This window comes from Wohlfahrtiimonas populi (assembly GCF_002006795.1).
In the GTDB taxonomy this organism is placed as follows: domain Bacteria; phylum Pseudomonadota; class Gammaproteobacteria; order Cardiobacteriales; family Wohlfahrtiimonadaceae; genus Wohlfahrtiimonas; species Wohlfahrtiimonas populi.
The window spans coordinates 382,537-409,533 of the sequence record NZ_MVDN01000001.1; the positions used below are offsets into that span (position 1 = coordinate 382,537).

The window sequence follows — 26,997 nt, forward strand, 5'->3', positions numbered from 1 at the left end:
TATGAGTAATCTTGCGAATTATTATTTATAAATTATTGGTTTTATAGTTTAAGGAAGTCGAAAAATATGTCACAACGCGATTATTATGAAATCCTAGGTGTTGCTAAATCAGCAACACAAGACGAAATCAAAAAAGCCTATCGTCGAATGGCAAGTAAATATCACCCAGATAAAAATATTGGTAAAGAAGAAGAAGCAGAAAAGAAATTTAAAGAAGTTCAAGGCGCTTACGAAGTTCTATCGGATGAAGAAAAACGCCGCATGTATGACCAATATGGCCATGATGCAGTCAATGGCCAAGGCGGTGCTGGTGGATTTGGTGGCGGTGGCTTTGGTGGATTCAGTGGCTTTGGCGATATGGATGATATCTTCTCTCAATTCTTTGGTGGTGCTGGTGGCGGTCGTAGTTCTGGTCCACGTGCATACAAGGGTGACGATGTCGGTTATCAATTAGATATCACACTAGAAGAAGCTGTATTTGGCACAACATCACGCATTCAAACTAATATCCGTAGCACATGTGAACACTGTGATGGTAAAGGCGCTGAACCTGGCACTTCAATCACAACGTGTGATACATGTCATGGTGCTGGCCAAGTTCGCCGTTCACAAGGTTTCTTCTCTGTTCAACAACCATGCCCAACATGTCATGGTCGCGGTAAAATCATCAAAAACCCTTGTAAAGTTTGCCGTGGTTCAGGTACTGAATACAAAACACAAACATTGGAAGTTAAAATTCCAGCGGGCGTAGATACTGGCAACAATATCCGCTTAGAAGGTAAAGGTGAAGCTGGTGGTAATGGTGGCCCTAATGGTGATTTGTATGTTCAAATCAACGTTCGCCCACATCAAATCTTCAAACGTGATGGTCAAAATTTACATTGCATCGTGCCAATCAGCTTTGTCACAGCAGCTTTAGGTGGTGAAATCGAAGTACCAACATTAGATGGTCGCGTGAGCCTCAAAATCCCTGCTGAAACACAAACTGGTCGAGTATTCCGTTTACGTGGTAAAGGTGTGAAATCTATCCGTGGTGATCATCAAGGTGATTTGCTCTGCACAGTGAATATCGAAACACCTGTGAAATTAACCAACGAGCAGAAAGATATCTTAAAGCAGTTTGGTGAAACATTGGGCGAAAAGCATAATCCTCAAGAAAAAGGTTGGTTAGACAGAGTTAAAGATTTCTTTGATGATGTTAAAAAAAAATAATTAATCTTTTGAATCAATAATCCTAATCCCGATCTTTATATCGGGATTTTTTATATAGTGAAACCTGATTACAATTACGCCACATGAAATAACCTGTATTGCTCCCGTAGGGAGCAATACTAAACGTGATCAATGGATAATTATAACTATGACAAAACATATCTATTTTTTAGATTTTGAAAATCTACAATCCACAGAGGAAGAACTCACAAGCTTTATAGATGACAACTGCGAAATCTATCTCTTTCATGGTGCTCATCAAAATAACTTCCCTGCCTTTTGGGTAAAAATTGCCATTGAATTAGGCCAACGATTGCACATTGTGCAGCTTAAAGAATCAGCCAATAACGCTTTAGATTTTTTCATTTCCTATTACATCGGTAAGCTTTCTAATGATGGATCATTGCATTTTCATGTTATTTCCAATGATAAAGGCTATGATCCGCTCATTGATCATTTAACAGATTCAGGTCAAAAAATTGATCGCATTGCCCGCAAGCATAATCAAACACAAATAAAAGCTAAGCCTGTTTTAAATCATGATATTGATCCAGAATTGGTGAAATTAGCCAAAACTGCATTATCCAGAAGTAATCGCCCGAAACACAAAGAAAAGCTCATCAATCTTATTAAAAGTAGCGCTGTATTTGGCCGACAATCTCGAAATGACTTACCTGATATCACAGATTTCTTAGAGCATTTAGAATCATTAGGCTTTTTCATAATCACACAAATGCAAGTACGCTATTCCCTACCTGTGCAATCATCACCACAAGCTGCACAATCTGTTAAAAAACAGATGACACAAGTTTTATCACCCAAAATGGAACAACAGATTCAGAATATCTTTAGCAAAGCCAATCGCCCATCGAAAGAAGCAAGCCTAAAAGCTGTGATTGAAAGTTCTGTGATTACGCAAAAAGATAATCTATCCAAGCTCACAACCAATGATGTCATTCAGTATTTGCAATTGGCTAAAACTATATCAATTCATGCAGGCTCAGTGAGCTACCAAACACCGATTTCACAGCCTTTGTTGAATCAAAATTATGAAAAGTGCCAAAAGATTTTGAATAAGATTAATGAACGCAGTCGCCCTACTACAGAAGAAAAATACATTGCTTCGATTAAATCTTGGGTAAAATGCACAAACTCTGAGGCCGTTGAAATTTTTAAACTGCTCAAGAAAAACAACAAAACTATGAGGTAAACATGCAACACACATCCAATGATCCATTACATGGTAAAAAACTCGCAAACATCATTGAAGAATTAGTGGATTACTATGATGGGTTTGAAGCATTGGGCGAACAGATCAACATTCGCTGTTTTACCCATGATCCGAGTGTAAAATCATCCCTTAAATTTTTACGCCAAACACCATGGGCAAGAGAAAAAGNAGTGGATTACTATGATGGGTTTGAAGCATTGGGCGAACAGATCAACATTCGCTGTTTTACCCATGATCCGAGTGTAAAATCATCCCTTAAATTTTTACGCCAAACACCATGGGCAAGAGAAAAAGTTGAAAGCTTATATCTTTATATCCAACAACAAAAATCAGAAGAATAAAAACTTAAATACATTTTGATTCAATTAATATATTCATAAAAAAATATCTCGCCATTGGCGAGATATTTAAAATTAATTCTTTGGTACAGCCCAATAATTGTTGGGGTTATTTTTAGATAAATATGCTTTAAATTCTTCTGAGTTATAAGCATCAATGATTGCTTTTGCCCATTCAGAATCTTTGTTTTTATCTCTCACCACAACTTGTAAATACAGATCAGGCAATAATTCTTCGTGTGCCAATGCTTTACTTGGATCCATTTTGCCTAGCCAAACAATACTGCCTGGAATTACAGCAAAATCAGCTTCTTCCAATACGCGTGGAATCAATGTTGAATCAATCTCTTTAATCTCTAAATTATAAGGATTGCTGATCACATCCAATTTAGAAGCTTTCATCAAATCCAAACCTTCCGTTAATTGAATCCAACCAATCTTTTGCAATAAGCCATAAGCACGTGCAGCATTCGATGCGTCCATCGGGATCAATATAGTCATTCCTTCTTTAACATCATTTAATGATTCAAAACGCTTAGAAAACACAGCGGCTGGCACTGTTGGAATCTTTTGAATCGCAACCAAATCTGTGCCACGTTGCTCATTGAATACCTTCATGTAACCTGCATGCTGTGCAACTACAACATCCACACCATCTTCTAGCATCGCAATATTGGAATCCAGCAATGCTCTGAACTCAATATTTTCAACCTTATAACCATTTTTCTCTAGAATCGGTGTAATCGCTACATCAAATAATTCATTATAAGGCCCTGCAGAAACACCCATTTTGATGATCTTTTCTGATGCTTCATCCTTCCCGCAGCCCGCTAATATTGCCACTGAAACCATAATACACAAGATAACTTTCATTGCTTTTTTCATAATTCATTCTCAATTCAATTAACATACTATAAATATATGTTTAATATATTTTACTGATTAGTATTCACGATTGAGATATTTCTGTCAATAGATCAATATAAAAAGAAGGCTGGTCAATATCTTCATAACACGAGATAATTCTGTCATATAAATATGATAAATTTCTATACAAATCCCCTATTTCACTATGTTGTGGCTTTGTGACACATATCAAACATTTTTACGTTTCCCATGGTTATACTGAGTCTATCAATAAGTTTTGGTTCTTTTGTTTTATTAATGATAAGGAGATACTGATGTTAAAAGTAATGCAATCCCCAGGTAAATATATTCAAGGTCCAGATGCACTTCAACACTTAGCAGAACATGTTAAACCCTTAGCCGATCACGCTTTTGTGATTGCAGATCATTTCGTATTTGGTTTAGTGGAAGAAACCATCACAAAGAGCTTCAAAAAAGAAGATGTTAAATTCAATGAAGCCATTTTCCAAGGTGAATGTTCACAAAATGAGATCAATCGCTTAGGTGAGCTCTTTAAAGAAAGTGGTGCAAAAATCGTTGTTGGTATTGGTGGTGGTAAAACGTTGGATGCTGCAAAGGCAGTAGCATTCTATGCTCATGTTCCTATTGTCATTGTCCCAACAATTGCTTCGACAGATGCACCAACAAGTGCATTATCCGTAATCTATACTGATAATGGCGAGTTCGAAAGCTATCTCTTTTATCCTAAAAATCCTGATGTTGTAGTGATGGATACAACTGTTATTGCCAATGCGCCTGCTCGTTTACTTGTCGCGGGAATGGGCGATGCTTTAGCCACATATTTTGAAGCTCGTGCTTGTGCTGAAGCTAATAAAACAACCATGGCAGGCGGATACAGCACATTGGCTGCAAAATCATTGGCACTTCTGTGTTATGAAACACTATTGTCCGAAGGCTATAAAGCTAAATTAGCAGCAGAAGGAAAAGTCAGTACTAAAGCATTAGAAAATATCATCGAAGCCAATACATTATTGAGCGGATTAGGCTTTGAAAGCGCAGGTTTAGCAGCAGCACATGCAATTCATAATGGATTTACAGTCATTGAAGAGTGCCACGGCATGTATCATGGTGAAAAGGTTGCCTTTGGTACATTGGTGCAATTGGTATTAGAAAATGCACCATTGGATGAAATTGATGAAGTTTTAGATTTCTGTACTCAAGTAGGTTTGCCAGTCACAATCGCTCAACTCGGCTTTGAAGCAACAGCACCACATTATCATGATAAGTTAAAAGCAGCTGCTGAACTCAGCTGTGCAAAAGGCGAAACAATTCATAACATGCCATTTGAAGTCACAGCACAAGATGTTTATGCTGCAATTATTACTGCAGATAAAATGGGTCGAGATTGGTTAGATGAATAAGATTCATTAAATTTCTACTCACAGAAAATGCCCGATTAATTCGGGCATTTTTTTATATTTTAAAATAATTACCGATAAAATTATCAAATTACATTATGTATAAAATTAGAACAATATTACATTTTCACTACAAATGTAGTTCATCTTTTGATATCTTTGCGAAGCATTTTGATGGGCAAACCTGCCAAATCAAATAATATCAAGAAGTTATTACAATAATAATTATGTAGTAGCTCAACAAATAAAGGAAACATTGTTATGGAAATGAAAGCCAAGAAGAATAAACTTCTGGATACATTGGAATGGCTAGGTAATGCCCTGCCTCATCCTGTAATACTTTTTGCAATCTTAATTGCAGCCATTTTAGTTTCATCTGCATTGGGTGCATATTTTGGTTTAAGCGTTGCTGATCCAAGACCAGAAGGCGCACCTGGTCGAGTGCCTGGTGGCATTATCTATGCTAAAAGCTTATTAAATGCAGAAGGTATTCGTAAAATTTTATCCAATGTTGTCACCAACTTCACAGGCTTTGCGCCATTAGGCACAGTATTGGTTGCAATGTTAGGTGTTGGTATTGCAGATAAAGCTGGCTTATTCTCTTCTGCAATGCGTTTAATCGTTTTAAAGGCACCCACACAATTAACGACACCAGCGATTGTATTTGCAGGTGTTATGTCCAATACAGCGGGTGAATTAGGCTATGTTGTATTAATTCCTTTAGCTGCTGTAATCTTCCATTCATTAGGCAGAAACCCATTGGCAGGCTTAGCAGCTGCATTCGCAGGTGTTTCAGGTGGTTATTCAGCAAACTTATTATTAGGCACTGTTGATCCTTTATTATCAGGCATCACACAGGAAGCTGCACGCATTGTTGATCCAACTTACATCGTAGGTGCGGAAGCAAACTGGTACTTCATGGCATTCAGTACATTCATCGTCACAGGTTTAGGCTGGTTTGTAACAGCAAAAATTGTAGAGCCACAGTTGGGACCATACAATCAATCCGACATGAGTGAAGAAGAAAGCACAATGGTTTCCTCTGCTGAAGTCACTTCTTTAGAGAAAAAGGGCTTAGTTTGGGCTGGTTTATCTTTCCTAGTTTTATCGGCAATTGTTGCGGTAACAATCATTCCTGCAGATGGTATTTTACGTAATCAAACAACAGGTTTAGTAGCGAACTCACCATTCTTTAAATCAATTGTGATCTTCATTTTCTTCTTCTTCGCAATTCCTGGTGCTGTTTATGGTTTTGTGACGAAAAATTTCACAAGCAGTAAAGATATCGTGAATGCTATGAGTGGCTCAATGAGCTCATTAGGCTTGTATCTTGTCATCGTATTCTTTGCAGCACAGTTCATTGCATTCTTTAACTGGACAAACTTAGGCCAAATCATTGTTGTTCATGGCTCTAACTTCTTAACAAGCATCAAAATCAATAGTATGTTGTTATTCATTGGCTTCATTTTGATCTGTGCATTCATCAACTTAATGATGAGTTCAGCTTCAGCACAATGGGCTGTAACAGCACCAATCTTTGTCCCAATGTTGATGTTAGCTGGTTATGCGCCTGAAACAATTCAAGCAGCTTATAGAATTGGTGATTCAGCAACAAATATCATCACACCAATGATGAGCTACTTTGGCTTAATCGTTGCAATGGCAATTAAATATAAGAAAGATGCGGGTATCGGTACAATTCTTGCAATGATGGTGCCATATTCTGTGATCTTCTTAGTGGCTTGGACAATCATCTTCTGTATTTGGGTATTTGTATTAGGTATTCCTGTTGGCCCTGGTTCTGAAACTTATTTCTCACCTGCAACTGGGCAATAATCTACATTTAAACCAAGTTAATCAAAATTAATTGAAGCGTGCTTTGTTACTCAACAAAGCACACTTTTTTATTAGATTAAATTTGTATCATAATCAAATGCCATGAATGAATCCGTACCTTCTTGATCCAAGAGTGATCGTAATTCCGTGCCAACTTTCACATGCTCAGGGTGAATCAAATATTCATCACGTTCTTTGGCATCATTGAATTCCATATAAAATGCATAATCAAAGCCTTTGTGGCGAGCCATTGAGCCATTATATTTACCATAATCAAATGACTTCATTGTTGGTAATACTGATTCTAATGCACCAATCTTTTTAAAAATTGCTTCGATTTCTTGCGTTGTCACTTCTTTAGCAAAACGCACTAATACAATGTGCTTAATCATCTCTTCATATCCTCTATTGATAACGATTATTTGAATAAAAATCCATTCATCTAATATATTGCATCCATAACAAAAAACCACTCATAATTTTGAGTGGTTTTCTTTTTAATCTATAACATTATGAATGATGATTAAACATCACTTTTTCCAGCTAGTACATGTGATTTTGACACATTCACAGTATGTTCTTGCTGAATGGCATTTTGTGCACTTGTATCATCTTCTGTATATAAGAGTTTCAAACCACATACACCTGCAATGATCAAAGCTAAACTGATTAAGCGTTTAATGTCTTTTGATTCATTGAAAAACATAATGTTGATAGCAACAGCTGCTGCTGTACCAACACCCGTTAATACAGTGTAAGCAATACTCACAGGTAAATATTGAAATGAAAAATACAATGCAACAAATGATGCAGCTAAGCCGCCAAAATATAGAATAGTATTTACGATCGTTTTGCCTCGGCTATATAAGCTCAAGCCAAATATCCCAACCATTTCAGCTGCGATGGCTAAGGCAACTAAGCCCCAGCCGATCATACTTTGATAGTTATCCATGGCTTTCCTCCTCATCTGAAGATGGATCAGATAAGTTCAAACCAACGACGCCAATCAAAATCAAAGCCATACAAGCCATCATCCCAACAGAAATGCTAGTACCTAATAAGAATGTATCCATTAAAATAGTACCAACAGTACCTGTTGCAGCAAAAACAGCATAAACAGTACCTGCGGCCAAATATTGACAAGCTTTAGCTAAAAAATTGAGATCTAATACGATAAATCCAATGACAATTGCCCATTCTAATGCGCTTTCTGCACGATTAAAGCCATATAACCATATGAGCTCAAAAATGCTAGTGAGCCCAACGTATATCCAAGCTTTATTAAACATGATTTCCTCTATCTTTCTAAAATTTAAATAATATTGTTTTAAGTGAAATGAAAGATAGAAACGCTAATAGAGTAGCAATAAGAATTGTGAAGTTAAGAAGTGTGTGGTGTTATCTTTGTGTATAACAAGCATAAAATAATTGGTAGTGGAACACTCAAATATGTTAACCGCCCAACCTTCATTGGTCAATGGCAATATTTCAACTTGTTATTTTAAAAGATAACTAATTGTTATCTTCCACGAGCTGTTAATGTTGCACCAATAGAAGCGATGATAATGGCTGCCAATCCACTCCATTGTATCGTAAACAAATGCTCACCCAAGAACACAATCCCAAAGAGCGCACCCACAGCTGGTTCTGCACTGCTTAGCATTCCATAAGTTTTAGAAGGAATGTGCGTCATAGCAATTAATTCCAACGCAAATGGAATGGCTGAAGATAATAAAGCCACAATCAAACCATACATTAAGATTGTTGGCGTGAATAAATTAGCGCCTTCTGTAATGATGCCAATCGGAGCGAATAGAATAGCACCCACAATCATCCCCGCAGAAACGATTGGTAAACCGTAATCTTTACCAACTTTACGGCCAAAAATAATATAAATCGCCCACCAAAAGCCTGCAACTAATGCAAACAATACACCTTTAAAATTCACATTATTCACTTCATCACCAATGGGCAATAGAAGTATCAAACCTAAGATCACCAATGCAATCCAGATAAAATCTATCGGGCGGCGAGAATAAAATAGCGCAACCGCCAAGGGTCCTGTGAATTCAATGCCCACAGCAATGCCAATTGGAATTTCTTTTAAAGCTTTATAAAAGAAAAAGTTCATAGCGCCTAACGCTAAGCCATAAACTAAAAAATTTCTAATATTGCCTTTTTTAAAGTCAATGCGCCATGGACGAAAAACCACCAATAAAATAATCGCAGCAAAACCTAAACGCATGGATGTTGCGCCTTCTGCCCCAACCAATTCAAATAGCTTTTTCGCAAATACAGCACCTGATTGAACTGTCAAAACTGCCAATAAAAATACGGCAACAGCCCAAGGTGCAAAAGAGTCTTTATTTTCCATACACAGCAACTTTAAAATGAATCCGACCGTACAAATTACTATTTAACTTTTGGAATAGCAACCTCTAATCGACCTAAAAATTGTCGGCCTTGATTGAACCAACGGATAGGCTGTGGCAGAAGTGGAGAACCTTCTTCTAACCCTTCATCAAAATCAATATAAAGGATTGAATTTTCTGTATCTAATTCCACTTGATCATCAGCATTTAAAGCTTCCCCCTTTAACACTTTAATCTTTGCTCTTAATAAAAGTTCATACGCTTTTTGATATTTAGCTTGCATTAAATATTCATAAGGCGATGCCAAATAAATATTAAAAGGCAATCCTTCAATGTTAGGCATCGCTTGCTGAAAAATTTTAGGATCAAGATTTTCCTGTGCTAATGATGCTTCGTAATTTTTATAATATTGATACAAAAACTCAGCGACCTTTTTTTCATCCTCTAAATCAATCTTTTCATCTTTCACTACATCTAATAACTTGGCTTTGTAGTCTTGATAAAGATATAGATTATTTTGCATCATCGCTTTGGCTTGCCATTTCAATGCGGCTCTAATTTTATGATCAAATCGATTAACATCTTCTCTATATAATTGTGTTAAAAACGGATCGTTAGGGTTCAATAATTTTTCATTCAATAGTGCATTGATGGTTTGATTCAATGCTTGCTGAATATTCAATTGTAATAATGGAAAAGTTAACGTGCCATTATGTGGAAGGCTTGCTAAAAAGCTAATGCGCTCTAAACGTTCAATACCTTTATCTCTATTGCCTGAAGATAAATCAAGTACAGCATTTGCTGCATCTAAATCAATCAAGCTGATCAAACTTGTAATGTCTGGATATGCAGCATCCGCAAAGCTATAAGGATGAAAATATCCTGTAGATTGATTAACCAACAAAGGGAAACTTTCATAACGTTTTTGCAATATTTCATTTTCAACATTCAATGCCCAAATTTGTTCAGCATCTGCAATTGTGACTCTAATACAATTTTTATCATCGTATCGATTACAAACATTGATTCTTTTTCGGCCATTCTGCTCTGAAAAAAGATGATTGAATCTTAACAAAGCTTCATCATCCACAAGATAATCGTTCACGTATCGAATATTTTGTTTCAAATCCCAGTTTTCAAGTTGCTTCGATTTCATTTCCTGACCTAACAGATAATTACTCTCCGCAATTTTGCGCCCAACTTCATAATAATCATCATTTGGGTAACTCAATCCCACACCCCAAATGTACAAATTTTGCTCAAGACTACGTTTAGGTAATGGCTGAATATCATAGAATTCCTCGATCTCTCGCTGTAAATCAGAAGTTTGATTTGCATTCGTTTCTGCAAATGTAGATGCATTAAATGTTAGAAAAATGAGCATCATAAGAAATTGCTGTTTCATCATGGTTGGCCTTTTTATTATTCATTGTTATACAGCTTCGTCTTTTATATTTTACAACAGCATCATTTCAATTATTACCCCGCATCTATGAAAAAGTTAAATATCATGTAAAATACAATCATTATCATTCGTGCATGAGTTTCATTTATGAAGGACAACCACTTAGCATGAGAAAATGGCATCTTTTTCTCATTCTCGTAATTTTATCTGTGATTTCCCTATTTGTTGGTGACACAAACATTTCTGTGAGTGAAGTATTACGCTTAGAATTAACTGAAAGACAGTTACAAGTATTCTTTGTAAGCCGCGTGCCGCGTTTAATTACTATTCTAATTGCGGGCGCTAGCTTGAGTATTGCAGGTTTAATCATGCAAAAACTCAGCCAAAATTCATTCGTATCCCCCACAACAGCAGGCACAATGGAATCAGCCAAGCTTGGCATTCTGATCTCCATGCTCTTATTTGCAAGCTCTGGCATGCTCGTTAAAATGTCTTTAGCTTTCATCTTCTCTCTTTTAGGCACTTTCATCTTCATGAAAATATTGAATCACATCCGTTATAAAGATGTGGTTTTTGTCCCATTAGTGGGTTTGATGTTTGGTGGCATTATCAGTTCAATCGCAACATTCATCGCATACAAGCATGACTTAATTCAAAACATTTCATCATGGTTGATGGGTGATTTCTCAATGGTTTTAGCAGGCCGTTATGAGCTCATGTATTTATCCATTCCATTGATGATCATTGCTTATCTCTATGCTAACCAATTCTCCATTGCTGGCATGGGCGAAGATTTTGCTAAAAACTTAGGATTAAAATATCAACAAGTCATCAACATTGGCTTAGCCATCGTTGCGATGATTACAGCTTGTGTGATTTTAACTGTGGGCATGATTCCATTTTTAGGCTTAATCGTACCCAATATTGTTTCGTTATATCGTGGTGATAATTTACGCGATACTCTGCCCTACACAGCTTTATTGGGCGCCATTGTTATTCTTGCTTGTGACATCATTGGCCGCATATTGATTGCACCTGCTGAAATTCCAATCAGCGTTACCATTGGTATTTTAGGCAGTACAGTATTTATCTGGTTACTCTTTAAGAAGGCGTCAACATCATGAGTAATCGCACAAAGTTAATGCTTCTATTGGGTTTAACCATTGCCAGCATTCTATTCTTTTTATTATTTAAGTTAGGATTGCATTGGGAATATCTCTTCAGCGATTGGGATAAGTTCACAGAGGATTCTGCTTATGCTTTTAATAAGCGCTGGTACAAAATCATAGCAATGGTGATCGCAGGCAGTGCCATTGCCTTTTCCACTGTTATTTTCCAAACCGTGACACACAATAGAATCTTAACACCCAGCATCATTGGTTTAGATTGGCTCTTCCTATTAGTACAAACATTATTGATCTATTTCTTGGGCGGTCGTAATTACGCTATGATCAGTAATGAATGGATGTTTGTCATTTCTATTGGTACTTTAGTTGCTTTCTCAGTGATTCTGTTCAAAATCATGCTGGGTAAAGAAGGTCGCTCCGTTTACTTCTTATTATTGATGGGCATCATCATGGGCGCGCTTTTCAATAGCTTGTCCACATTCATGCAAGTGTTGATTGATCCCAACGAATTTTTAATCGCGCAAGATAAAATGTTTGCGAGCTTCAATAACGTACAAGTCAAACTCATTGTCTGGGCTGCTATTGTTCTTGTTGTGACATGCATTGCCTTCATTCCATTCATTCGTTATTTGGATGTCCTATCGCTAGGTCGTGATCAATCAGTGAACTTAGGCGTATCTTATCAAGCTGTAGTACGCATTTCTTTAGTAGTTGTAGCTATTTTAACCGCGCTTTCAACTGCACTTGTTGGTCCGATCACATTCTTAGGTTTGCTCGTTGTGAACCTCACCTACGAAATTTTTAAAACCTATAAACATTCAGTATTAATCATTGGTTCGATTTTAGTCAGCATCATAGCGCTCGCTTTTGGGCAGCTGATCGTTGAACGAATCTTTACTTTCTCCACCACTTTATCAGTCATTATCAATTTCATTGGTGGGATTTACTTTATCTATTTACTATTACGAGGAAGCAAATAATGGTAGAAGTTAAAAATGTTTCCAAATCATATGGTCAACGCAAAGTCGTTGATGATGTTTCCATCACGATTCCATCGAATAAAATCACATCGTTGATTGGCCCAAATGGTGCAGGCAAAAGTACTTTGCTTGGCATGATGAGCCGTTTATCAACGCCTGATCAAGGTGAAATCATCATTGATGGTCAAAACATCAAAAGCTGGAACAATGATCTTTTGGCACAAAAAATCTCCATTCTGAAGCAAGCGAATCACTTGAATTTGCGTATTACAGTCAAAGAATTGGTATCTTTTGGTCGATTCCCCCATTGCAAAGGTCGCTTAACGAAAGAAGATCAACACTATATTGATCAAGCGATTGAATATATGGGCTTAACTGATCTTCAGCATAAATACATTGGTGAATTAAGTGGTGGGCAAAGACAATGTGCTTTCATCGCGATGGTGGTTGCTCAAAATACTGATGTAATTTTCTTAGATGAACCACTCAACAACTTAGATATGAAACACTCCGTAGAAATTATGCGAGTGCTACAAAAATTAGTGCGCGAGAAGAATAAAACGATTGTTGTTGTCATTCATGACATTAACTTCGCATCGTGTTATTCCGATCACATAATAGCTCTCAAGAATGGCGCACTCGTTCATGAGGGAGAAACAGGGAGAATTATCGATTCTCATGTCTTAAAAGATATTTATGACATGGATATTCCGATACAGTTAATCAATGATCAACGCATTTGCGTCTATTTTTCTTAAAATCCGAAATTGAAAGGAGTTAGAATGAAGTCATTTAAAAAAGCAGCAATCGCTTCAACGTTAGTTCTCTTATTGGCAGCTTGTGGTAATGATAAACCTGCTGAAAACACAACAACACCAACGACAACAGAAACTCAAACATCAACACCAGCACCAGCAACTTCTGCTCCTGCAACAACTGCACCAGTGACAGAAACAAAAGCTGCAACAATGACAATCAAACACAATGCTGGTGAAACTGTTGTTAACATGAATCCTCAGCGCGTTGCTGCATTTGACTTTGGTTCTCTAGATACTTTAGAAGCATTGGGCGTTGAAGTTATCGGTATTCCAAAAGCAAATATTCCTGCTTATTTATCTAAATATAAAGATGATAAATACGCTAACTTCGGTGGTTTGAAAGAGCCTGATTTCGAAGCTGTATACAAAGCAAAACCAGATTTCATCGTATTATCAGATCGCCAAGTGAACTTGTATGATCAATTCTCTGAAATTGCACCAAGTGTTAACTTTAATATCGATATCAATAACTACATGGCTTCTTTAGAAGATCATACAATGGCTTTGGGTAAATTATTCGGTAAAGAAGATACAGCAAAAGCACAATTAGATGATTTGAAATCTCAAATCGAAACAATCAAAGCACAAACGAAAGATATGCCAGATCGCGCAATCATTGTATTAGCAAATGATGGCAAAATCAGTGCTTATGGTCCAGGTTCACGTTTTGGTTTCATTCACGATACTTTAGGTTTCAAACCTGCTGACGATAAAATTGAAGTATCTCGTCATGGTCAAAACATTACATTTGAATATGTAATGAATTTAGATCCTGAATACATTTTCGTAATCGATCGTAGCGCAGTTGTGGGTAACAGCGAAACAGCAGCAAAAGATTTGATTGAAAATGACTTAGTGAAAAATACTAAAGCATTCAAAAATGGCAAAATCGTTTATTTAGATCCTAACGTTTGGTATTTATCAGGTGGCGGATTGAAATCAACTCAATCAATGGTGAATGATATTAAAGGTGCTTTAGCACAATAATTCACTCTAAGCATTGAAAAAGCCTCTGAAATTCAGAGGCTTTTTTGTATTTCAATATCTATATCCAAAATCACCGAACTTCTACCTTCCAGATAATATTAAAAGGCAGTGAGTATAATTACGGTACTAATGAATAATCCACATTAAACAAACGGAATGTTGTTAATGGGCTATCCACATCATTGAATGTCCAAGTCATTTTGATACCTGAATCAGCAGGTACAACTAATTCCCTACTCTCTTTTAAAGATTCATTGGTTGCAAAATGAGCAATGCCATTCGTATCCAAAGCGATCAATTCTAATTTTTTCATTTTACGCTTAAATTTCACAGGTTTTTTCGCTGTATTTTTTAAAATCGCGCTTACAGAGTATGAGTTGTTTTCCAATGCTTTAACTTTCACATCGCTCACTACAAGATATTTTCTCAAGCTTGATGCATCTGAAACTTCATAGCTATTTTGCATATCATCAATAGTATTCATAATGCTATCACCAGCTTTATCTAAACCTTCTTTAGCATCTTTTGATAATTCGCTCGTTTTCTCTTTTGTGACATCCCAACCTTCTTTCACACTAGAGCCAACGCTTTCAGTCATCATTTTAAAGCCTTCTTTAAAACCACCTTCTTTTTCTTGTGCTGTCGCGATGCTTAAAACTAAAGCTAAACTGCTGAATAATACTAATTGTTTCATGGTATTTCTCCCTGATGGATTCAGCCTTATGATACACAAAAGCAATGGCTCATGACTATTGCTTTTCATTGTGCTTTAAAAATTTTATGGTTTAGAAATAATTTTTCTTACGGAAGATCATCGCAACGACAACGCTCATCACAACCATTACACCAATCAATACCGCAAATGCTTCTGGTTCATCTTGATATGGTAATGGCACGTTCATACCATAAATGCTCGCAATCATTGTTGGGATGGATAACACGATTGTTACTGCTGTTAATAATTTAACAACATGACTCACGTTGTTTTGAATAATGTTGCCATAAGCATCCATCACGTTATTGGAGTTCAACTGATTGATTTCGGTCACAGCATAAGCCTGTTCTAATTCCACCAATGCATCTACGAAGATTTCACGATCATCACGATGCATTTCCAAAGCACCATCTTGTTCAATTTTTCGCATTGTGTGTAACATTTGCTTTAAAGAAGTTGCCATGTAGAGCAAGCTTTCATTCAAATACAATAATGTATACAGCTCTGGGTTGCGATAAGAACGAGATAGTTCATCTTCAGCTGCAGTGATTTCATGCTCAATTTTCTGAGTCAATACAATGTAATCATCCGCTGTTTTATTCAGAATATTCAATGTATTTTGCGTATGATACGCTGCTCCAAAATTCAAATTTTGGCTCATAAAATACTTTGCTGTGAATGGCGTTTCCTCTTGGCAAACAGTGATGAAATGTGTGCCTGTCAAAATGATTGCGAATGGAATCGTACGATATTTCACATCCAATCCACTGTGTTCAATATTTGGATCATTGTATGGTAAATGAATGATGAATAGCTGATCTGTGCCTTCGCTTTCAATTTTTGGGCGAACATTTTTATCAGTTGCTTCCTCCAAGAAATATGCAGGCAATGATAATTCTGCTGTAAGTTTTGCTATTTCATTCGCCGTTGGCGCGATCATTTCAATCCAGTTGTTTTGTATCAATGCATCTGCTTTTGTGAGTTCTTGGCCTGCATTGCGGTTATAAATTGTCATCATAATTATGTTCCTCATTAATTTTATTGTGAATGATTGGTTTTACATGCGTAAGTATTTTTTCTTATAAAATACAATGAGTAACACTACGCTAATCACAACCATGCCAACGCCAACAACTACCGTTGAAATAGGGTTTTCTTCACCTGGCAAAGCCACGTTCATGGAGAAAATACTGCCAATCATTGTTGGAATGATCATCACAATTGCTAATGTTGTGAGCATTTTTAATACTGAATTTAAGTTGTTATGAATGATCGTTGCATAAGCATCCATCAAGTTACTTAAACTTTCACGGCGCATTTCAATCACTTCTGCTGATTGCTCTAAATCCACCAAGATTGATTGCAAACGCTTGCGTTCATCTTCATGAATTTTGAAAGTATCACCATCCGCAATGCGCTTATATAAAATTGCCATTGCACTTAATGCTGTGGAGAAAAATACCAAGCTTTTATTCAAATTAATCAAGCCAAATAGCTCAGTGTTGCGATAAGAAACACGTAATTTTTTCTGTAAATCACACACTTGATGATTCACTAAGGCCAAATAATCTTCATAAGATTCTGAAACTGCTTTGAACAGCAATAAAGAAATTCGCGTTTTCATATAGCTTTGGAAATCACCATATTGCCCTTCGATCACTTCTTTCACCACATTCAATTCTTCACGGCTCACGATCACTAGATGATCTTGCGCATGAATGATGCCCATTGGCACAGTATGATAAGGTGCTTGTTTTAAATCTTCGGCACCTTCTACTTTGACAGGCACATTCAAAATCATTAATAAACCATTGGCATGTCTTTCAATGCGCGGTCTTTCATCCTTATCCAATAAATTGCTGAAAAAATCTGTCGGCAATTCTAAGGTTTTTGCCATGAATTGAATTTCATCGGTTGTTGGGTTAACCATATTGATTAAGCTATTGTGCTCGATTGCATTTGTTTGGGCCAATTGGCCATTCATATCACTTTTATAAATTGTAAACATGTTTTCTCCCCACAACTAAATATAACGACGTGCTTTAAAGAATGAAATCACAGCAACAGCAATTGCAACTGTAATGCCTGCCAATGCAGCTAAAGCATAAGGTTCATCTTGGAATGGCAATGGCGTATTCATGCCATAAATGCCCGCAACTGCCATTGGAATGGCTGCAATTGTGACAAAAATAGTTAAGTATTGAACAGCCAAGCTCAAGTTGTTTTCTATGGCTGCTGAATAGGCATCCATCAAGTTACGCAAGTTAGCATTGTAGATTTCTGCTTTCTTTTGCGTTTGCTGATTTGCCACAATGATGTCGATCATCTGAACATCAGTACGATGATCACTTGCCAATAAACGCTTCTTTGCCAAATCATCCAAAATGATGCCATTGTGTTTCAATGAACGAATGAAGAATAAATAGCTTTTATTATTATTCAATAAATCAAACACTTGCTTATTGCTGATAGAAACTTGTAAGCGGCGTTCCACTTCATCCACAATGTCACTGATTTGAGCAATTGAAATTAAGAAATAACCTGTGGTTAATTCAAAAATACGATTCACAAAGCTTGTCACACCCATTGTAGAAAACAATGCAGCATACTCTTTTTGCATATCTTCCAAAATTGGATGTGCTTGATCAGCAATCGTAATCACTACATCACCAATCACAATGATGGATAATTTCATGATGGAGAAAGGTACTTTCGAACCTGCTTCGTTAGCAATGGGCAATTCAATCACAAATGCAAATAGATCAGAATGGCGCTCGATCGCCGTGCTGCGTTTATCTGATTGATGCATATTGAGCATTGAAAAAGGAATCAAAAAGTCTTTAGCGATACGCTCAAGCTCATTCTGACTTGGGTTAACAAGCTGAATCCACAAATTGTTAGAAGGTTTAACGCGATTCAACTTATCTTTTGCTTGTATATCAAATGTTTTAAGCATAGATAACCTCCGAAATAACAGTATTAAAGCCAAAAAAAATGCGCCTCTAACGAAAAGAGGCGCATGTGTTATTCTTTTGGCGAACAAATACATGTCACACGAGTATCACTATGATTTACGCACACAAGCACGCACACACAGTGATATCTACTTCCCTCAAATCGTTGAGTTTTAGCACTGTACGGCATAAGACGTGAATAAATATTCACTGCTAGCTACGTTATAAACCACCTTAATTCGATAGTTTCTGTTCAAACCCGTTGGCGTCTTTGGACGTTTCTGGGCAGTAGCATGTCTCCGTACAGGAGCCTCACCTAACGAGGTTAGATTTGCAATCAGGGCGCATTATAGCCCATAAAATTTTTATGGCAACCCTTAAAACTGTAAATATATTTTAAGCTGACACTGATTCAGTGATAGAAAGCTAGTAAACATCTCATCCCATTTGATATATTTCTCATCTAAAAATTATTTTCTTACAAGAATTCAAAATATTGATAGAATCACAATTAATATCAATATATTCAATGAATTAAATATATATTCTGTATAAAATATTATAATAAGCCTTTCATAATTTTTAACCACAAATAGCCTTTATTGTTTACTTCAAAATAAATCTGCATAAAAAGCATTCAAAAATCGACCAGAATATACAAAAACATATCGCACCTAAGAAAGATATTTTTTACATTTAATTTCTTTTATTAACATTTTAATTTCAAATTTCTTTAGCCATTTATATGAATAAATAGATCAAAATTATTCTAAATTCAGAACACTCATTACCATTTTTTTTGCTATCTCATTGTTTTATTGCTTGATATAGTATTTCTCATGAAGTTATTTATACCTTAATTTTTGGAGATTATCCTCATGAAAAAACTCGTATTATCAGCTTTAGCATTATCAATATTTGCAGGCGCTTCAATGGCTGCGGATTACAAATTAGATCCTATGCACACTAATGCTCGTTTCAACATTGATCACTTTGGTACAACAACAAATCATGGCGGTTTTTATGGTATTGAAGGCAATGTAGCATTTGATCCAGCCAATAAAACTGGCTCTGTAGAAGTGGAGATTCCAGTTGCATCATTGAATACTGGCTCCAAAGATTTTGATCATCACATGCAAAGTGCTGATCTTTTAGATGTTGCTAAGTTTGCCAATATCACATTCAAATCAACTGAATGGGTTTTCAATGGTGATAAACCTACTGAAATCAAAGGTGAATTAACAATGATGGGCAAAACAAACCCTGTAACATTGAAAGCAACTAAATTCAGCTGTTATGACAACCCAATGTTTAAAGCAGAAGTTTGTGGTGGTGATTTCACTGCAACAATCGATCGCACACAATGGGGCGTTGATTTCTTAGTAGATATGGGTATGACAAAAGATGTTGTATTACAGATCCAAGTAGAAGCAGTTAAGCAGTAATTTTTCCAGTCCCAACTTTCCCTTACCTCTGATTTTGCCCCCAAAGATTTGGGGGCTTTTTTTGTTCTATTATTGAGATAGTAGATCATTCACTACTGTAGTTTGATCCTGATCCGGATATAAAATCTTTGCAGGTACACGATAAACGGTTTCCACTTGTTTTCTCTGCCCTTCCACTAAATCGACATCACTACCATCTGGCTTAAGTTGTAGCAAAATACCTTTACACTTTTCTTCAAATAAAGCCCGCTGGCTTTTAAGCCACAAAATAGTCTTTTTACGAGATTCTTGTGAAACTTTTTCATCAATCGCCATAAACTTCACAGGATCAAATACGGGATAAACTAACACAAAGGGTTTTCCTTCTATAAATAATTGATCCAATTCATTTAACCATAATATTGTTTCTTCAACTGATGATGGAAATTGATGAATTTCTACGGATGGAAAATTCTCAACGGATAAAACTTTAAAAGACATAATTCTCTCCTTTACAAATATAAACGAGATTTAATGTTATTTGAAAATTAAATGCCAATAAATTTATTATCATCTTGAATTTTAATGATATTATGCGTTCATTCTTTATAGGAGCCTATTATGTCACGTAATTTTCTAGTCTATGGCGCAAGCAAAGGGCTTGGCAAAGCCATCATCGAATCGATACCATCTGAACAAGACAATACTTTTGCAATTGCACGAAACCCTTCTGAAACACGCAATAAAAACATTAAATGGATATTGGCTGATCTCAGTAAGACAATCGAGTCTGTTGCTCAAGTCACGGAAAATATTCAAGATGAAGCAATAGATTGCTTGATTTATAACGTTGGTATTTGGGAATCTACAGCTTTTTCGGATGAATATGATTTTGAAGCGATGTCTCAACAAGAGATTTTAAACATGGTGCAAGTGAATATCAGTGCATGTTTATTACATATTCAAGCATTGTTGCCAAATCTAAAAAAAGCCAATCAGGCAAAAATTATCCTCATTGGCTCTACTTGGGGTTTAGATAATCACAATGGTTGTGAAGTTGTATTCTCTGCATCTAAATATGCATTGCGTGGCATTGCACAATCGCTTCGTGAAAATCTACGTAATGATAAAATTGGCGTTTCTGTGCTGAACTTAGGTTATTTAGCGACAGAATACCCAATTGAAGTGCCCGCTGAAACTGTCATTTCAGAAACAGAAGGCACATTGATTCCATTGCAAGATGTCATGTCTGCTATTCAGTTCATCCTCAGCACAAGCAACGCAACATGTGTAAAAGAGATTGATATGCCTGCAATGATGGATACGAATGTTTAGCGATCCATTTCTAACCATTCATTTTTAGTTAATCGCGTAATGTGCTCTTTTCGATAATCATTCATCACAGGATTATAAATATTCTCCTCTGTACGATGAAATCGGAAACCACATTTCGCTTGTGCTTTATGAGATTGTTCATTGTCCGCATAATAACCACACCATAAGTTGTCTAAAGCCATATATTCAAAGCCATAATTAATCATAGCTTTTGTTGCTTCAGGTACTAAACCTTGCCCCCAATATGGCACGCCAATCCAATAAGAAATTTCACCATCATTGTCACCAATTTTGAAATTTGCATCCTCGCCCACAAGATAGCCAATTAAGCCGATAGCTTTATCTTCACCTTTCAATGTAATGGCAAAAATATGTGGTCGCATAAATACTTCACGAATCACTTGTAAGCTTTCTTCTACGTTTTGATGAACTGGCCAGCCTGCGATTGGTCCTACTCTTTCATCTTTGGCATATTCATATAATGATTCTGCATCTGTTTCTTTCCATGGTCGTAATACCATACGTTCTGTTGTTACTGTCATTTTCTTTCCTTTCAACAATTCAGTTAATGAATGCATCACAGTTTAAATAAATCAGCTCACTTTGATAATGGCATTACTTTCGCAATTTCGGTACTTTTGACAACTAATGGTAATTATTCAATAATAAAACACCTAAAAAACATTCAATATTAAAAATATCATGTTTCCATTATTCAATATTACAGAGCAATCTACAAATGATTATTGGATTGGCAATCACACAATTCAGCAGCATGATCATGCGCCTTTGCAATTACCTTATGCCAATCTATGGATTTGCCAATCAGGCACCGCGAAAATTTCTGTAAATTTTAAACAATATGATTATCAACAAGGCGATATCTTATTTGTCTCTGATGATTCTATTGTCATCATTCATCAATGCTCATCTGATTTTTCTGTCTTTTTTTGTTTAATGGCGAGATCATTTGCTTCCGAAGTGGCTTATGTTTTACCTTCAGATCTATTTTCGTATCTCAGAGATCATCCTCATTTTAAACCCAATCATGATTACTTAAGCTTTATGCAGAATTGGATACAGCAAATCAGCTTTTTAACCCAAAATAGTGGCAATTATGCACGCACAACTTTGTGTAACCATTTGCAAAACTTCTTTCTGATCATGGCGAAACAAGCTAAGGATTTAAAGATCATAGAGTCCACAAAACATAACCGAAAAGAGATGATTTGTTGGCAATTTTGGGAGTTAATTCATCAACATTGTCATCGAGAAAGAGCTGTTGCTTTTTACGCAAAATTATTATCAATCACGCCCTATTATTTATCACAATTAACCCAAGATTTATTCAATGATGCGCCGAAAACATTGATTGATCGACAAGTAATTTTAGAAATTAAAAGACAGCTCACACAAACAAAACAATCCATCGAAGCCATTGCAGATACAATGAACTTCAATGATCCATCCTATTTGTGCCGCTATTTTAAAAGGCACACGGGTATTTCATTGAGCCAATATCGAAAAACGGGGCTAATGTAGATTAACTAAAAAGTATAAATTCGTTGCGTGATTGTGTTGTCAATGAGGTTAGATTCAACTTTCTGCGCTTTAATTGGCGCATAACTTTGTTGTGTGAATAATGGAATGCCTGTGCCCAATAATACAGGTGTAATGTAAACTTCTAGTTGATCCATATAACCGAGTGCAATAGTAGAAGAAATCAATTCCCCACCACCTAAAATCCAACAATTTTTATCTTCTTCGCTTCGTATCATTTGCATCAATGTAGATAAATCACCTTGCCAAATTTCTACATTAGTATCGGTAGTTTTCAAATCAGTTTGTGAGGTCACTATCCAAGTTTTCTGATGTGGGTATGGCCAATCAATGCCAAAACCCATAATGGATTCATATGTTTTTCTGCCCATTACAATAATGTCAATTTTCTGAATGAACTGATCATAACCACAATCAATATTTTGAAAATCATTCAAAAAATCAATATTACCTTGTTCATCTGCAATATAGCCATCAATCGTTGTCGCAATGTATCCATAAATCATATGTTATTCCCAACTAAAAATATAAATATAAATATAAATATAAATATAAATATAAATATATTAAATTTATCCTGAAAATCACAAATAATAAACTTACTAAAAGGATTTCCCCTAATATATTAATTCGTCAATACATTCGTGTAAAAGATCAATAAACCTCCCAATATGAAAGCCATCACAAACAGCATGATGAACTTGTATTGCTAAAGGCAATAAAAGCTTTCCATCCTTTTCACTAAATTTTTCCATCGTAAAAATTGGTGCAAAATGATCATTCACTTCAGAAAAGCCTAAATTGAATCCACTAAAGCTCATCCAAGGCAAGCTTGAAATATTGAAGTGATTTTCTGGCAAATTGGGCTTGGGTGATAATGCTAAATTATACTGATATTCTGCAAAATCTTCTTCATAAGCGCGCATAAATTCTGTGAGATCTGAATGATATTCAGTCCACAATGATGAAAATGTTTCTGATTCAGGATGAAAAATTGTGTAACTGGGTAATACAGTTTCCCATTCAATCAACTGTTCATTTTTCAATGCCATCTTTAGTGCAGGCACCTGATTCACAGCTTGTGTGATCAAGTAAATCATCACAGGGTAAAATTTGTAATGATAATGCTTATAGAAAGCAACAACATTAGTAACATCAATTTCTGTAGTTAAACTGAAATTACATTGTATTTGACGATAAAAATTATAATGCTCTTGGCGGTTCCAAGATGCTAAATCAATGATTTGGTATTGCATATGCCTGCCCTTTTAAAAAATTAAAAAACTATTTTGTTAAAAGGGCTAAATCCACTGCTCTCTTTTCTTTCATCAAAGCTCCAATAATTTATGGTGATAATGTTTTACGAATGATCTTCTCTAAAAAATCCGTATGAACTTCCCAATCAAAACTTTGATCAGTCACGCTATAGCATAAAATGCCATTAGTTAAAATGAATAGCCAATCAGTAATAATGCCTGGCTGTAAATCTTGTGCGACTTCACCATTTTGAATACCAATGGTAATTAAATCTGTTAGGGCTTTTTTATTCCACTTTTCATTTTCTAAAAAAATCTTCATAATTTCTGGGTTGCGAGTAGCTTCAGCATTGATTTCAATACATAATCGCGCTGAAATATGATAAACCGTGATGTATTTCACCACTGCACGAATGATAGCAACAATAGAATCAACAACCTTTGATTCATTCACATTTTCAGCAAAAATATCCGCAAAAATAACGCGATCATTTTCAGCAATTGCTTCAATGATCTCTTGCTTACTTGAAAAATAGTGAAAAACATGACCAGGGCTCATTCCTGCCTCACGACAAATTTCTGCTGTCGTTGTTGAGTGGAATCCTTTTTTCGCAAAACAGACAACTGCAGCATCCAAAATATGCTGTATTTTCTCTTTCTGTTTTGCTGTTTTTTCTTTTGTCATGTTACTCATCCACTGAATGAAAAATAATCAGCCAAAATTGGCTGAACCACAGTATTTACAGATCTATTCTATCAACTCTTCGCTACACATGATGATGAAATTGTAAATTTACAAATTACATATAGACTAATCAGTCTAAAAATAATATGCTACCACACCTATCAGTAATACGTTCTTTAAAATAATTGAATGAGGTTTTGCATGATCAGTTTTCATTCCTTAGAGCAAGCATTCTGGCAAAGCATCAGTGTAGATCACTATGCATCTCAAAATGTCAAAGCTTACATTAGCCCTGTGACAGAAGTTCAGAGTTTTAATCTTTGTTACATCTATGATGGTGCAGATATCAATGAAATCACCAATGTTTTAAATTGGTATGATGCAAAATCTCGTGATTGCATGATTATTTGCCCTGAAGGTCAAACTCATTCGATCATTCAATCTCATCAAACAGAATGGCAGTTAGAAGATGAAGCGCCAACCACAGCGATGCAATTAAATTTGAATGAATGGCAACCTATCGCTAATCGTACAAATAACTTTACTATTAATTTAGTCAATGACAATTTGGCTCTATGGAGTTATCCATTATTAACTGCATTTGGTTCTGGCAATACATTGCAAGATGCGATTATTATCCAGCAATATCAAAAAGCTCATGAACTTGCTTTACAACAAAATCAGCCACTCTATCACTTCGTTTTAATGTTGAATAATGCACCTGTCTGTAATCTCACATTAACAATTATGAATGAAGGTTCACGTTTAGATGATATTGGCACAGACACTCACCATCAAGGCAAAGGCTACGCAACTGCTTTAATTCAATATGCATTAGCATTCGCACAAAATAAAGGTGCTGAATATTGTGTCTTAGAAGCATCTTCAGATGGCTTATCTGTTTATCAAAAATTAGGTTTCAAACCTTTATGGAATTACCATGCCTACTTTAAATCACACTCAATTCTCGAATAGCATTTTAAATTATTGGCACAATCAGTATCAGAACTGCGAATATGTGTTTAAGTCAGAAGATTTATCTATTGTCATCAATCCAAATTTAGATGAAGATTATCAAATTGTTAAATTAACATTGGCAGCACAAACAATCCTTATGGTTTCACCTCGTTTTGCACAATCAAATAACATGAATGATCAATTTAATTGGGATAATTTAAACTGGCATGGTGCAGATCAAATATTCTATTACAACGAACAGCAATTAGACGTTGTGAAAGATTTACCCAAACTATATTTAATTCGTCCATTAACACACGATGATCAGCAAATTTTTGATGAGTTTTGCCAAAATGCGCCCTCTCAAGATTTAGAAAATGCTTTTGTCGCATTGGATCATTGTTTAGTTTATGGCGTATTTGTTTATGGCAGATTAGTAGCGGCTGCAAGTATGTATTCATGGGATAAAGATGAATATAAAATTGCTGATATTGGCGTGATTACTTTGCCAGAATTTCGCCAACAAGGTCATGCTAAAAGAGTCATTAGAACCATTAGCCAAGCAGCAATTCTTGCTGGTTATGAACCACAATATCGTTGCCAATTGGATAATCATGGTTCTTTAGCATTAGCGCAATCAGCAGGTTTGACACCATTATTACAATGGGATGTTGTGCTTGCAAATTAAATGCAAAACATCACAGCCAAGACTATCATCAACAAGATTGGATAAGCTTTAGCATGAATATGATCAGGTAGGTATTTCATTAAATGAGTACCTATTTTGATCCCAATCCAGGCACTAATGATTAATAATATTGCGCCCTTAATGTATAAAAACCCAACAAAGCCTTCACCAAAATCCAATTGATCATGCTTTGCATATAACCAATAAACGACACTGCTTGTGATCGCCATTGGTAAAGTCAACGGGTTTGCCATCGCAGCAGATTCTTTCATACTTGCGCCACGCCTTCTCATCAATGGCACAGTCATAATGCTGCCACCAACGCCTAGAAATGCTGCCACAATGCCTATGACAATGCCAACCAAACCATCACGCTTACGAGTAACTGTTTGAATTTCAATTGTTTTGGGGTTCATAAAACCTTTTCTCACAGTGCAATCAATAATCGTGATTACTAAATAAAACATGAATAACCAACGAATCCAATCACCATCTACTAATGCAGCAATCAAAGCACCAAAACACCCACCGATAGAAATAGAAATGAATAATGACCAAATGTGACTAAAGTTTAAATTCCCCTTTTGATAATGTTGGTAACTCGATAAGGATGCTGAAAAAATCATAATAAATGCAGAAGTTGCCACAGAAATTTGCATGGCAAAATCACTGATCAAACCTTGATCATGCACGGTTAATGATAAATAAGAATACAACAAAGGCACTGTGACAAAACCGCCACCAAAGCCAAATAACACCGTTGTAATCCCTGAAATAATTCCGAAAAAACCTAATAGTAATAACATCGTAATCTCTACATTGATGGCGAATA

General features: G+C 35.9%; 30 protein-coding genes, 1 pseudogene and 1 riboswitch. Of the genes and pseudogenes, 15 read left to right on the top strand and 16 right to left on the bottom strand.

The window, feature by feature from the left end; genetic code table 11:
• Positions 1-66 precede the first annotated feature (66 nt).
• The 4 genes and pseudogenes from dnaJ to BZK16_RS14510 all read left to right on the top strand — a co-directional run bounded on the left by dnaJ (position 67) and on the right by BZK16_RS14510 (position 2,784).
• The gene (gene dnaJ, locus BZK16_RS01880; RefSeq protein ID WP_077927202.1) at positions 67-1,212 is read left to right on the top strand and encodes a molecular chaperone DnaJ; all 1,146 of its coding nucleotides are present in this window, start codon (positions 67-69) and stop codon (positions 1,210-1,212) included.
• Positions 1,213-1,360: 148 nt separating this feature from the next.
• Positions 1,361-2,422, top strand: coding sequence for a PIN domain-containing protein (locus BZK16_RS01885; protein WP_077927203.1), 1,062 nt, complete (start codon positions 1,361-1,363; stop codon positions 2,420-2,422).
• Between the two features lie 2 nt (positions 2,423-2,424).
• A pseudogene (locus BZK16_RS14505) lies at positions 2,425-2,625 on the top strand (VF530 family protein); the annotation flags it as partial.
• Entirely contained in the window at positions 2,614-2,784 is a 171-nt protein-coding gene (locus tag BZK16_RS14510) for a VF530 family DNA-binding protein (RefSeq protein WP_233145168.1), read from the top strand. The pseudogene BZK16_RS14505 and the gene BZK16_RS14510, both read left to right, overlap by 12 nt.
• A 72-nt stretch (positions 2,785-2,856) precedes the next feature.
• Here the strand turns inward: BZK16_RS14510 and BZK16_RS01895 are convergent, their stop codons facing one another.
• Positions 2,857-3,666, bottom strand: a complete 810-nt coding sequence (locus tag BZK16_RS01895) for a MetQ/NlpA family ABC transporter substrate-binding protein (protein WP_077927205.1) — start codon at positions 3,664-3,666, stop codon at positions 2,857-2,859.
• Positions 3,667-3,962: 296 nt separating this feature from the next.
• On the opposite strand from BZK16_RS01895, the gene BZK16_RS01900 reads away from it, so the two are divergent.
• Together BZK16_RS01900 and BZK16_RS01905 are read left to right on the top strand one after the other, a co-directional pair.
• Complete coding sequence (locus BZK16_RS01900; RefSeq protein ID WP_077927206.1) at positions 3,963-5,069, top strand: glycerol dehydrogenase; 1,107 nt, start codon at positions 3,963-3,965, stop codon at positions 5,067-5,069.
• Between the two features lie 264 nt (positions 5,070-5,333).
• Positions 5,334-6,902 carry an AbgT family transporter gene (locus BZK16_RS01905; protein ID WP_408645558.1) on the top strand — a complete coding sequence of 523 codons (1,569 nt, stop codon included), beginning with the start codon at positions 5,334-5,336 and terminating at the stop codon, positions 6,900-6,902.
• Positions 6,903-6,973: 71 nt separating this feature from the next.
• Here the strand turns inward: BZK16_RS01905 and BZK16_RS01910 are convergent, their stop codons facing one another.
• The 5 genes from BZK16_RS01910 to BZK16_RS01930 all read right to left on the bottom strand — a co-directional run bounded on the left by BZK16_RS01910 (position 6,974) and on the right by BZK16_RS01930 (position 10,679).
• Positions 6,974-7,294: a Dabb family protein gene (locus BZK16_RS01910; RefSeq protein ID WP_077927208.1), complete on the bottom strand. Its 321-nt coding sequence runs from the start codon at positions 7,292-7,294 to the stop codon at positions 6,974-6,976.
• 131 nt (positions 7,295-7,425) lie between these two features.
• A complete protein-coding gene (locus tag BZK16_RS01915) occupies positions 7,426-7,854 on the bottom strand; it encodes a DMT family transporter (protein ID WP_077927209.1) in 429 nt (142 codons plus the stop codon).
• Entirely contained in the window at positions 7,847-8,191 is a 345-nt protein-coding gene (locus BZK16_RS01920; protein WP_077927210.1) for a DMT family transporter, read from the bottom strand. The genes BZK16_RS01915 and BZK16_RS01920 overlap by 8 nt, the downstream gene beginning before the upstream one ends.
• A 230-nt stretch (positions 8,192-8,421) precedes the next feature.
• On the bottom strand, positions 8,422-9,276 hold the full coding sequence (locus tag BZK16_RS01925; protein WP_077927211.1) for an EamA family transporter: 855 nt from the start codon (positions 9,274-9,276) through the stop codon (positions 8,422-8,424).
• 38 nt (positions 9,277-9,314) lie between these two features.
• A complete protein-coding gene (locus tag BZK16_RS01930) occupies positions 9,315-10,679 on the bottom strand; it encodes a hypothetical protein (protein ID WP_143691122.1) in 1,365 nt (454 codons plus the stop codon).
• A 167-nt stretch (positions 10,680-10,846) separates the two neighbouring features.
• Between BZK16_RS01930 and BZK16_RS01935 the strand changes: the two genes are divergently transcribed.
• Genes BZK16_RS01935 through BZK16_RS01950 form a run of 4 tightly spaced genes read left to right on the top strand, consistent with a single transcriptional unit; the run spans position 10,847 to position 14,591 of the window.
• Positions 10,847-11,803, top strand: coding sequence for an ABC transporter permease (locus tag BZK16_RS01935; protein WP_077927389.1), 957 nt, complete (start codon positions 10,847-10,849; stop codon positions 11,801-11,803).
• Positions 11,800-12,786 carry an iron chelate uptake ABC transporter family permease subunit gene (locus tag BZK16_RS01940; RefSeq protein WP_077927213.1) on the top strand — a complete coding sequence of 329 codons (987 nt, stop codon included), beginning with the start codon at positions 11,800-11,802 and terminating at the stop codon, positions 12,784-12,786. Before BZK16_RS01935 ends, BZK16_RS01940 begins: the two co-directional genes overlap by 4 nt.
• Complete coding sequence (locus BZK16_RS01945; protein WP_077927214.1) at positions 12,786-13,544, top strand: iron ABC transporter ATP-binding protein; 759 nt, start codon at positions 12,786-12,788, stop codon at positions 13,542-13,544. Before BZK16_RS01940 ends, BZK16_RS01945 begins: the two co-directional genes overlap by 1 nt.
• Before the next feature lie 24 nt (positions 13,545-13,568).
• Positions 13,569-14,591, top strand: a complete 1,023-nt coding sequence (locus tag BZK16_RS01950; RefSeq protein WP_077927215.1) for a siderophore ABC transporter substrate-binding protein — start codon at positions 13,569-13,571, stop codon at positions 14,589-14,591.
• Between the two features lie 118 nt (positions 14,592-14,709).
• Here the strand turns inward: BZK16_RS01950 and BZK16_RS01955 are convergent, their stop codons facing one another.
• The 4 genes from BZK16_RS01955 to BZK16_RS01970 form a co-directional block, all read right to left on the bottom strand.
• Positions 14,710-15,285, bottom strand: coding sequence for a hypothetical protein (locus BZK16_RS01955; protein WP_077927216.1), 576 nt, complete (start codon positions 15,283-15,285; stop codon positions 14,710-14,712).
• Positions 15,286-15,376: 91 nt separating this feature from the next.
• The gene (locus BZK16_RS01960) at positions 15,377-16,324 is read right to left on the bottom strand and encodes a magnesium transporter CorA family protein (RefSeq protein WP_233145149.1); all 948 of its coding nucleotides are present in this window, start codon (positions 16,322-16,324) and stop codon (positions 15,377-15,379) included.
• Between the two features lie 39 nt (positions 16,325-16,363).
• Positions 16,364-17,314, bottom strand: coding sequence for a magnesium transporter CorA family protein (locus tag BZK16_RS01965; protein WP_077927217.1), 951 nt, complete (start codon positions 17,312-17,314; stop codon positions 16,364-16,366).
• Between the two features lie 15 nt (positions 17,315-17,329).
• A complete protein-coding gene (locus tag BZK16_RS01970; protein WP_077927218.1) occupies positions 17,330-18,262 on the bottom strand; it encodes a magnesium transporter CorA family protein in 933 nt (310 codons plus the stop codon).
• Between the two features lie 148 nt (positions 18,263-18,410).
• Positions 18,411-18,591: riboswitch (M-box (ykoK) riboswitch) on the bottom strand.
• 547 nt (positions 18,592-19,138) lie between these two features.
• On the opposite strand from BZK16_RS01970, the gene BZK16_RS01975 reads away from it, so the two are divergent.
• Entirely contained in the window at positions 19,139-19,705 is a 567-nt protein-coding gene (locus BZK16_RS01975) for a YceI family protein (RefSeq protein ID WP_077927219.1), read from the top strand.
• 69 nt (positions 19,706-19,774) lie between these two features.
• Here BZK16_RS01975 and BZK16_RS01980 read toward each other — a convergent pair whose 3' ends face one another.
• Positions 19,775-20,185, bottom strand: a complete 411-nt coding sequence (locus BZK16_RS01980; RefSeq protein WP_077927220.1) for a hypothetical protein — start codon at positions 20,183-20,185, stop codon at positions 19,775-19,777.
• Positions 20,186-20,305: 120 nt separating this feature from the next.
• Between BZK16_RS01980 and BZK16_RS01985 the strand changes: the two genes are divergently transcribed.
• Entirely contained in the window at positions 20,306-21,019 is a 714-nt protein-coding gene (locus tag BZK16_RS01985; RefSeq protein ID WP_077927221.1) for an SDR family NAD(P)-dependent oxidoreductase, read from the top strand.
• Here BZK16_RS01985 and BZK16_RS01990 read toward each other — a convergent pair.
• Positions 21,016-21,561, bottom strand: coding sequence for a GNAT family N-acetyltransferase (locus tag BZK16_RS01990; RefSeq protein ID WP_077927222.1), 546 nt, complete (start codon positions 21,559-21,561; stop codon positions 21,016-21,018). The two genes, BZK16_RS01985 and BZK16_RS01990, sit on opposite strands and share 4 nt — an antisense overlap.
• A gap of 160 nt (positions 21,562-21,721) precedes the next feature.
• Here BZK16_RS01990 and BZK16_RS01995 point away from each other — a divergent pair, with 160 nt between their 5' ends.
• The gene (locus BZK16_RS01995) at positions 21,722-22,561 is read left to right on the top strand and encodes a helix-turn-helix domain-containing protein (protein ID WP_077927223.1); all 840 of its coding nucleotides are present in this window, start codon (positions 21,722-21,724) and stop codon (positions 22,559-22,561) included.
• Positions 22,562-22,566: 5 nt separating this feature from the next.
• Here BZK16_RS01995 and BZK16_RS02000 read toward each other — a convergent pair whose 3' ends face one another.
• From BZK16_RS02000 to BZK16_RS02010, 3 genes are all read right to left on the bottom strand, one after another.
• Positions 22,567-23,085 carry a dihydrofolate reductase family protein gene (locus BZK16_RS02000; RefSeq protein ID WP_077927224.1) on the bottom strand — a complete coding sequence of 173 codons (519 nt, stop codon included), beginning with the start codon at positions 23,083-23,085 and terminating at the stop codon, positions 22,567-22,569.
• A gap of 111 nt (positions 23,086-23,196) precedes the next feature.
• Positions 23,197-23,835: a type A chloramphenicol O-acetyltransferase gene (gene catA, locus BZK16_RS02005; protein ID WP_077927225.1), complete on the bottom strand. Its 639-nt coding sequence runs from the start codon at positions 23,833-23,835 to the stop codon at positions 23,197-23,199.
• 88 nt (positions 23,836-23,923) lie between these two features.
• Complete coding sequence (locus tag BZK16_RS02010) at positions 23,924-24,520, bottom strand: TetR/AcrR family transcriptional regulator (RefSeq protein ID WP_158076786.1); 597 nt, start codon at positions 24,518-24,520, stop codon at positions 23,924-23,926.
• Between the two features lie 201 nt (positions 24,521-24,721).
• Here BZK16_RS02010 and BZK16_RS02015 point away from each other — a divergent pair, with 201 nt between their 5' ends.
• Positions 24,722-25,495, top strand: a complete 774-nt coding sequence (locus BZK16_RS02015; RefSeq protein ID WP_158076787.1) for a GNAT family N-acetyltransferase — start codon at positions 24,722-24,724, stop codon at positions 25,493-25,495.
• The gene (locus tag BZK16_RS02020) at positions 25,461-26,165 is read left to right on the top strand and encodes a GNAT family N-acetyltransferase (RefSeq protein ID WP_077927227.1); all 705 of its coding nucleotides are present in this window, start codon (positions 25,461-25,463) and stop codon (positions 26,163-26,165) included. The genes BZK16_RS02015 and BZK16_RS02020 overlap by 35 nt, the downstream gene beginning before the upstream one ends.
• Here the strand turns inward: BZK16_RS02020 and BZK16_RS02025 are convergent.
• On the bottom strand, positions 26,162-26,971 hold the full coding sequence (locus tag BZK16_RS02025) for a sulfite exporter TauE/SafE family protein (protein WP_077927228.1): 810 nt from the start codon (positions 26,969-26,971) through the stop codon (positions 26,162-26,164). The two genes, BZK16_RS02020 and BZK16_RS02025, sit on opposite strands and share 4 nt — an antisense overlap.
• Between the last annotated feature and the right edge of the window lie 26 nt (positions 26,972-26,997).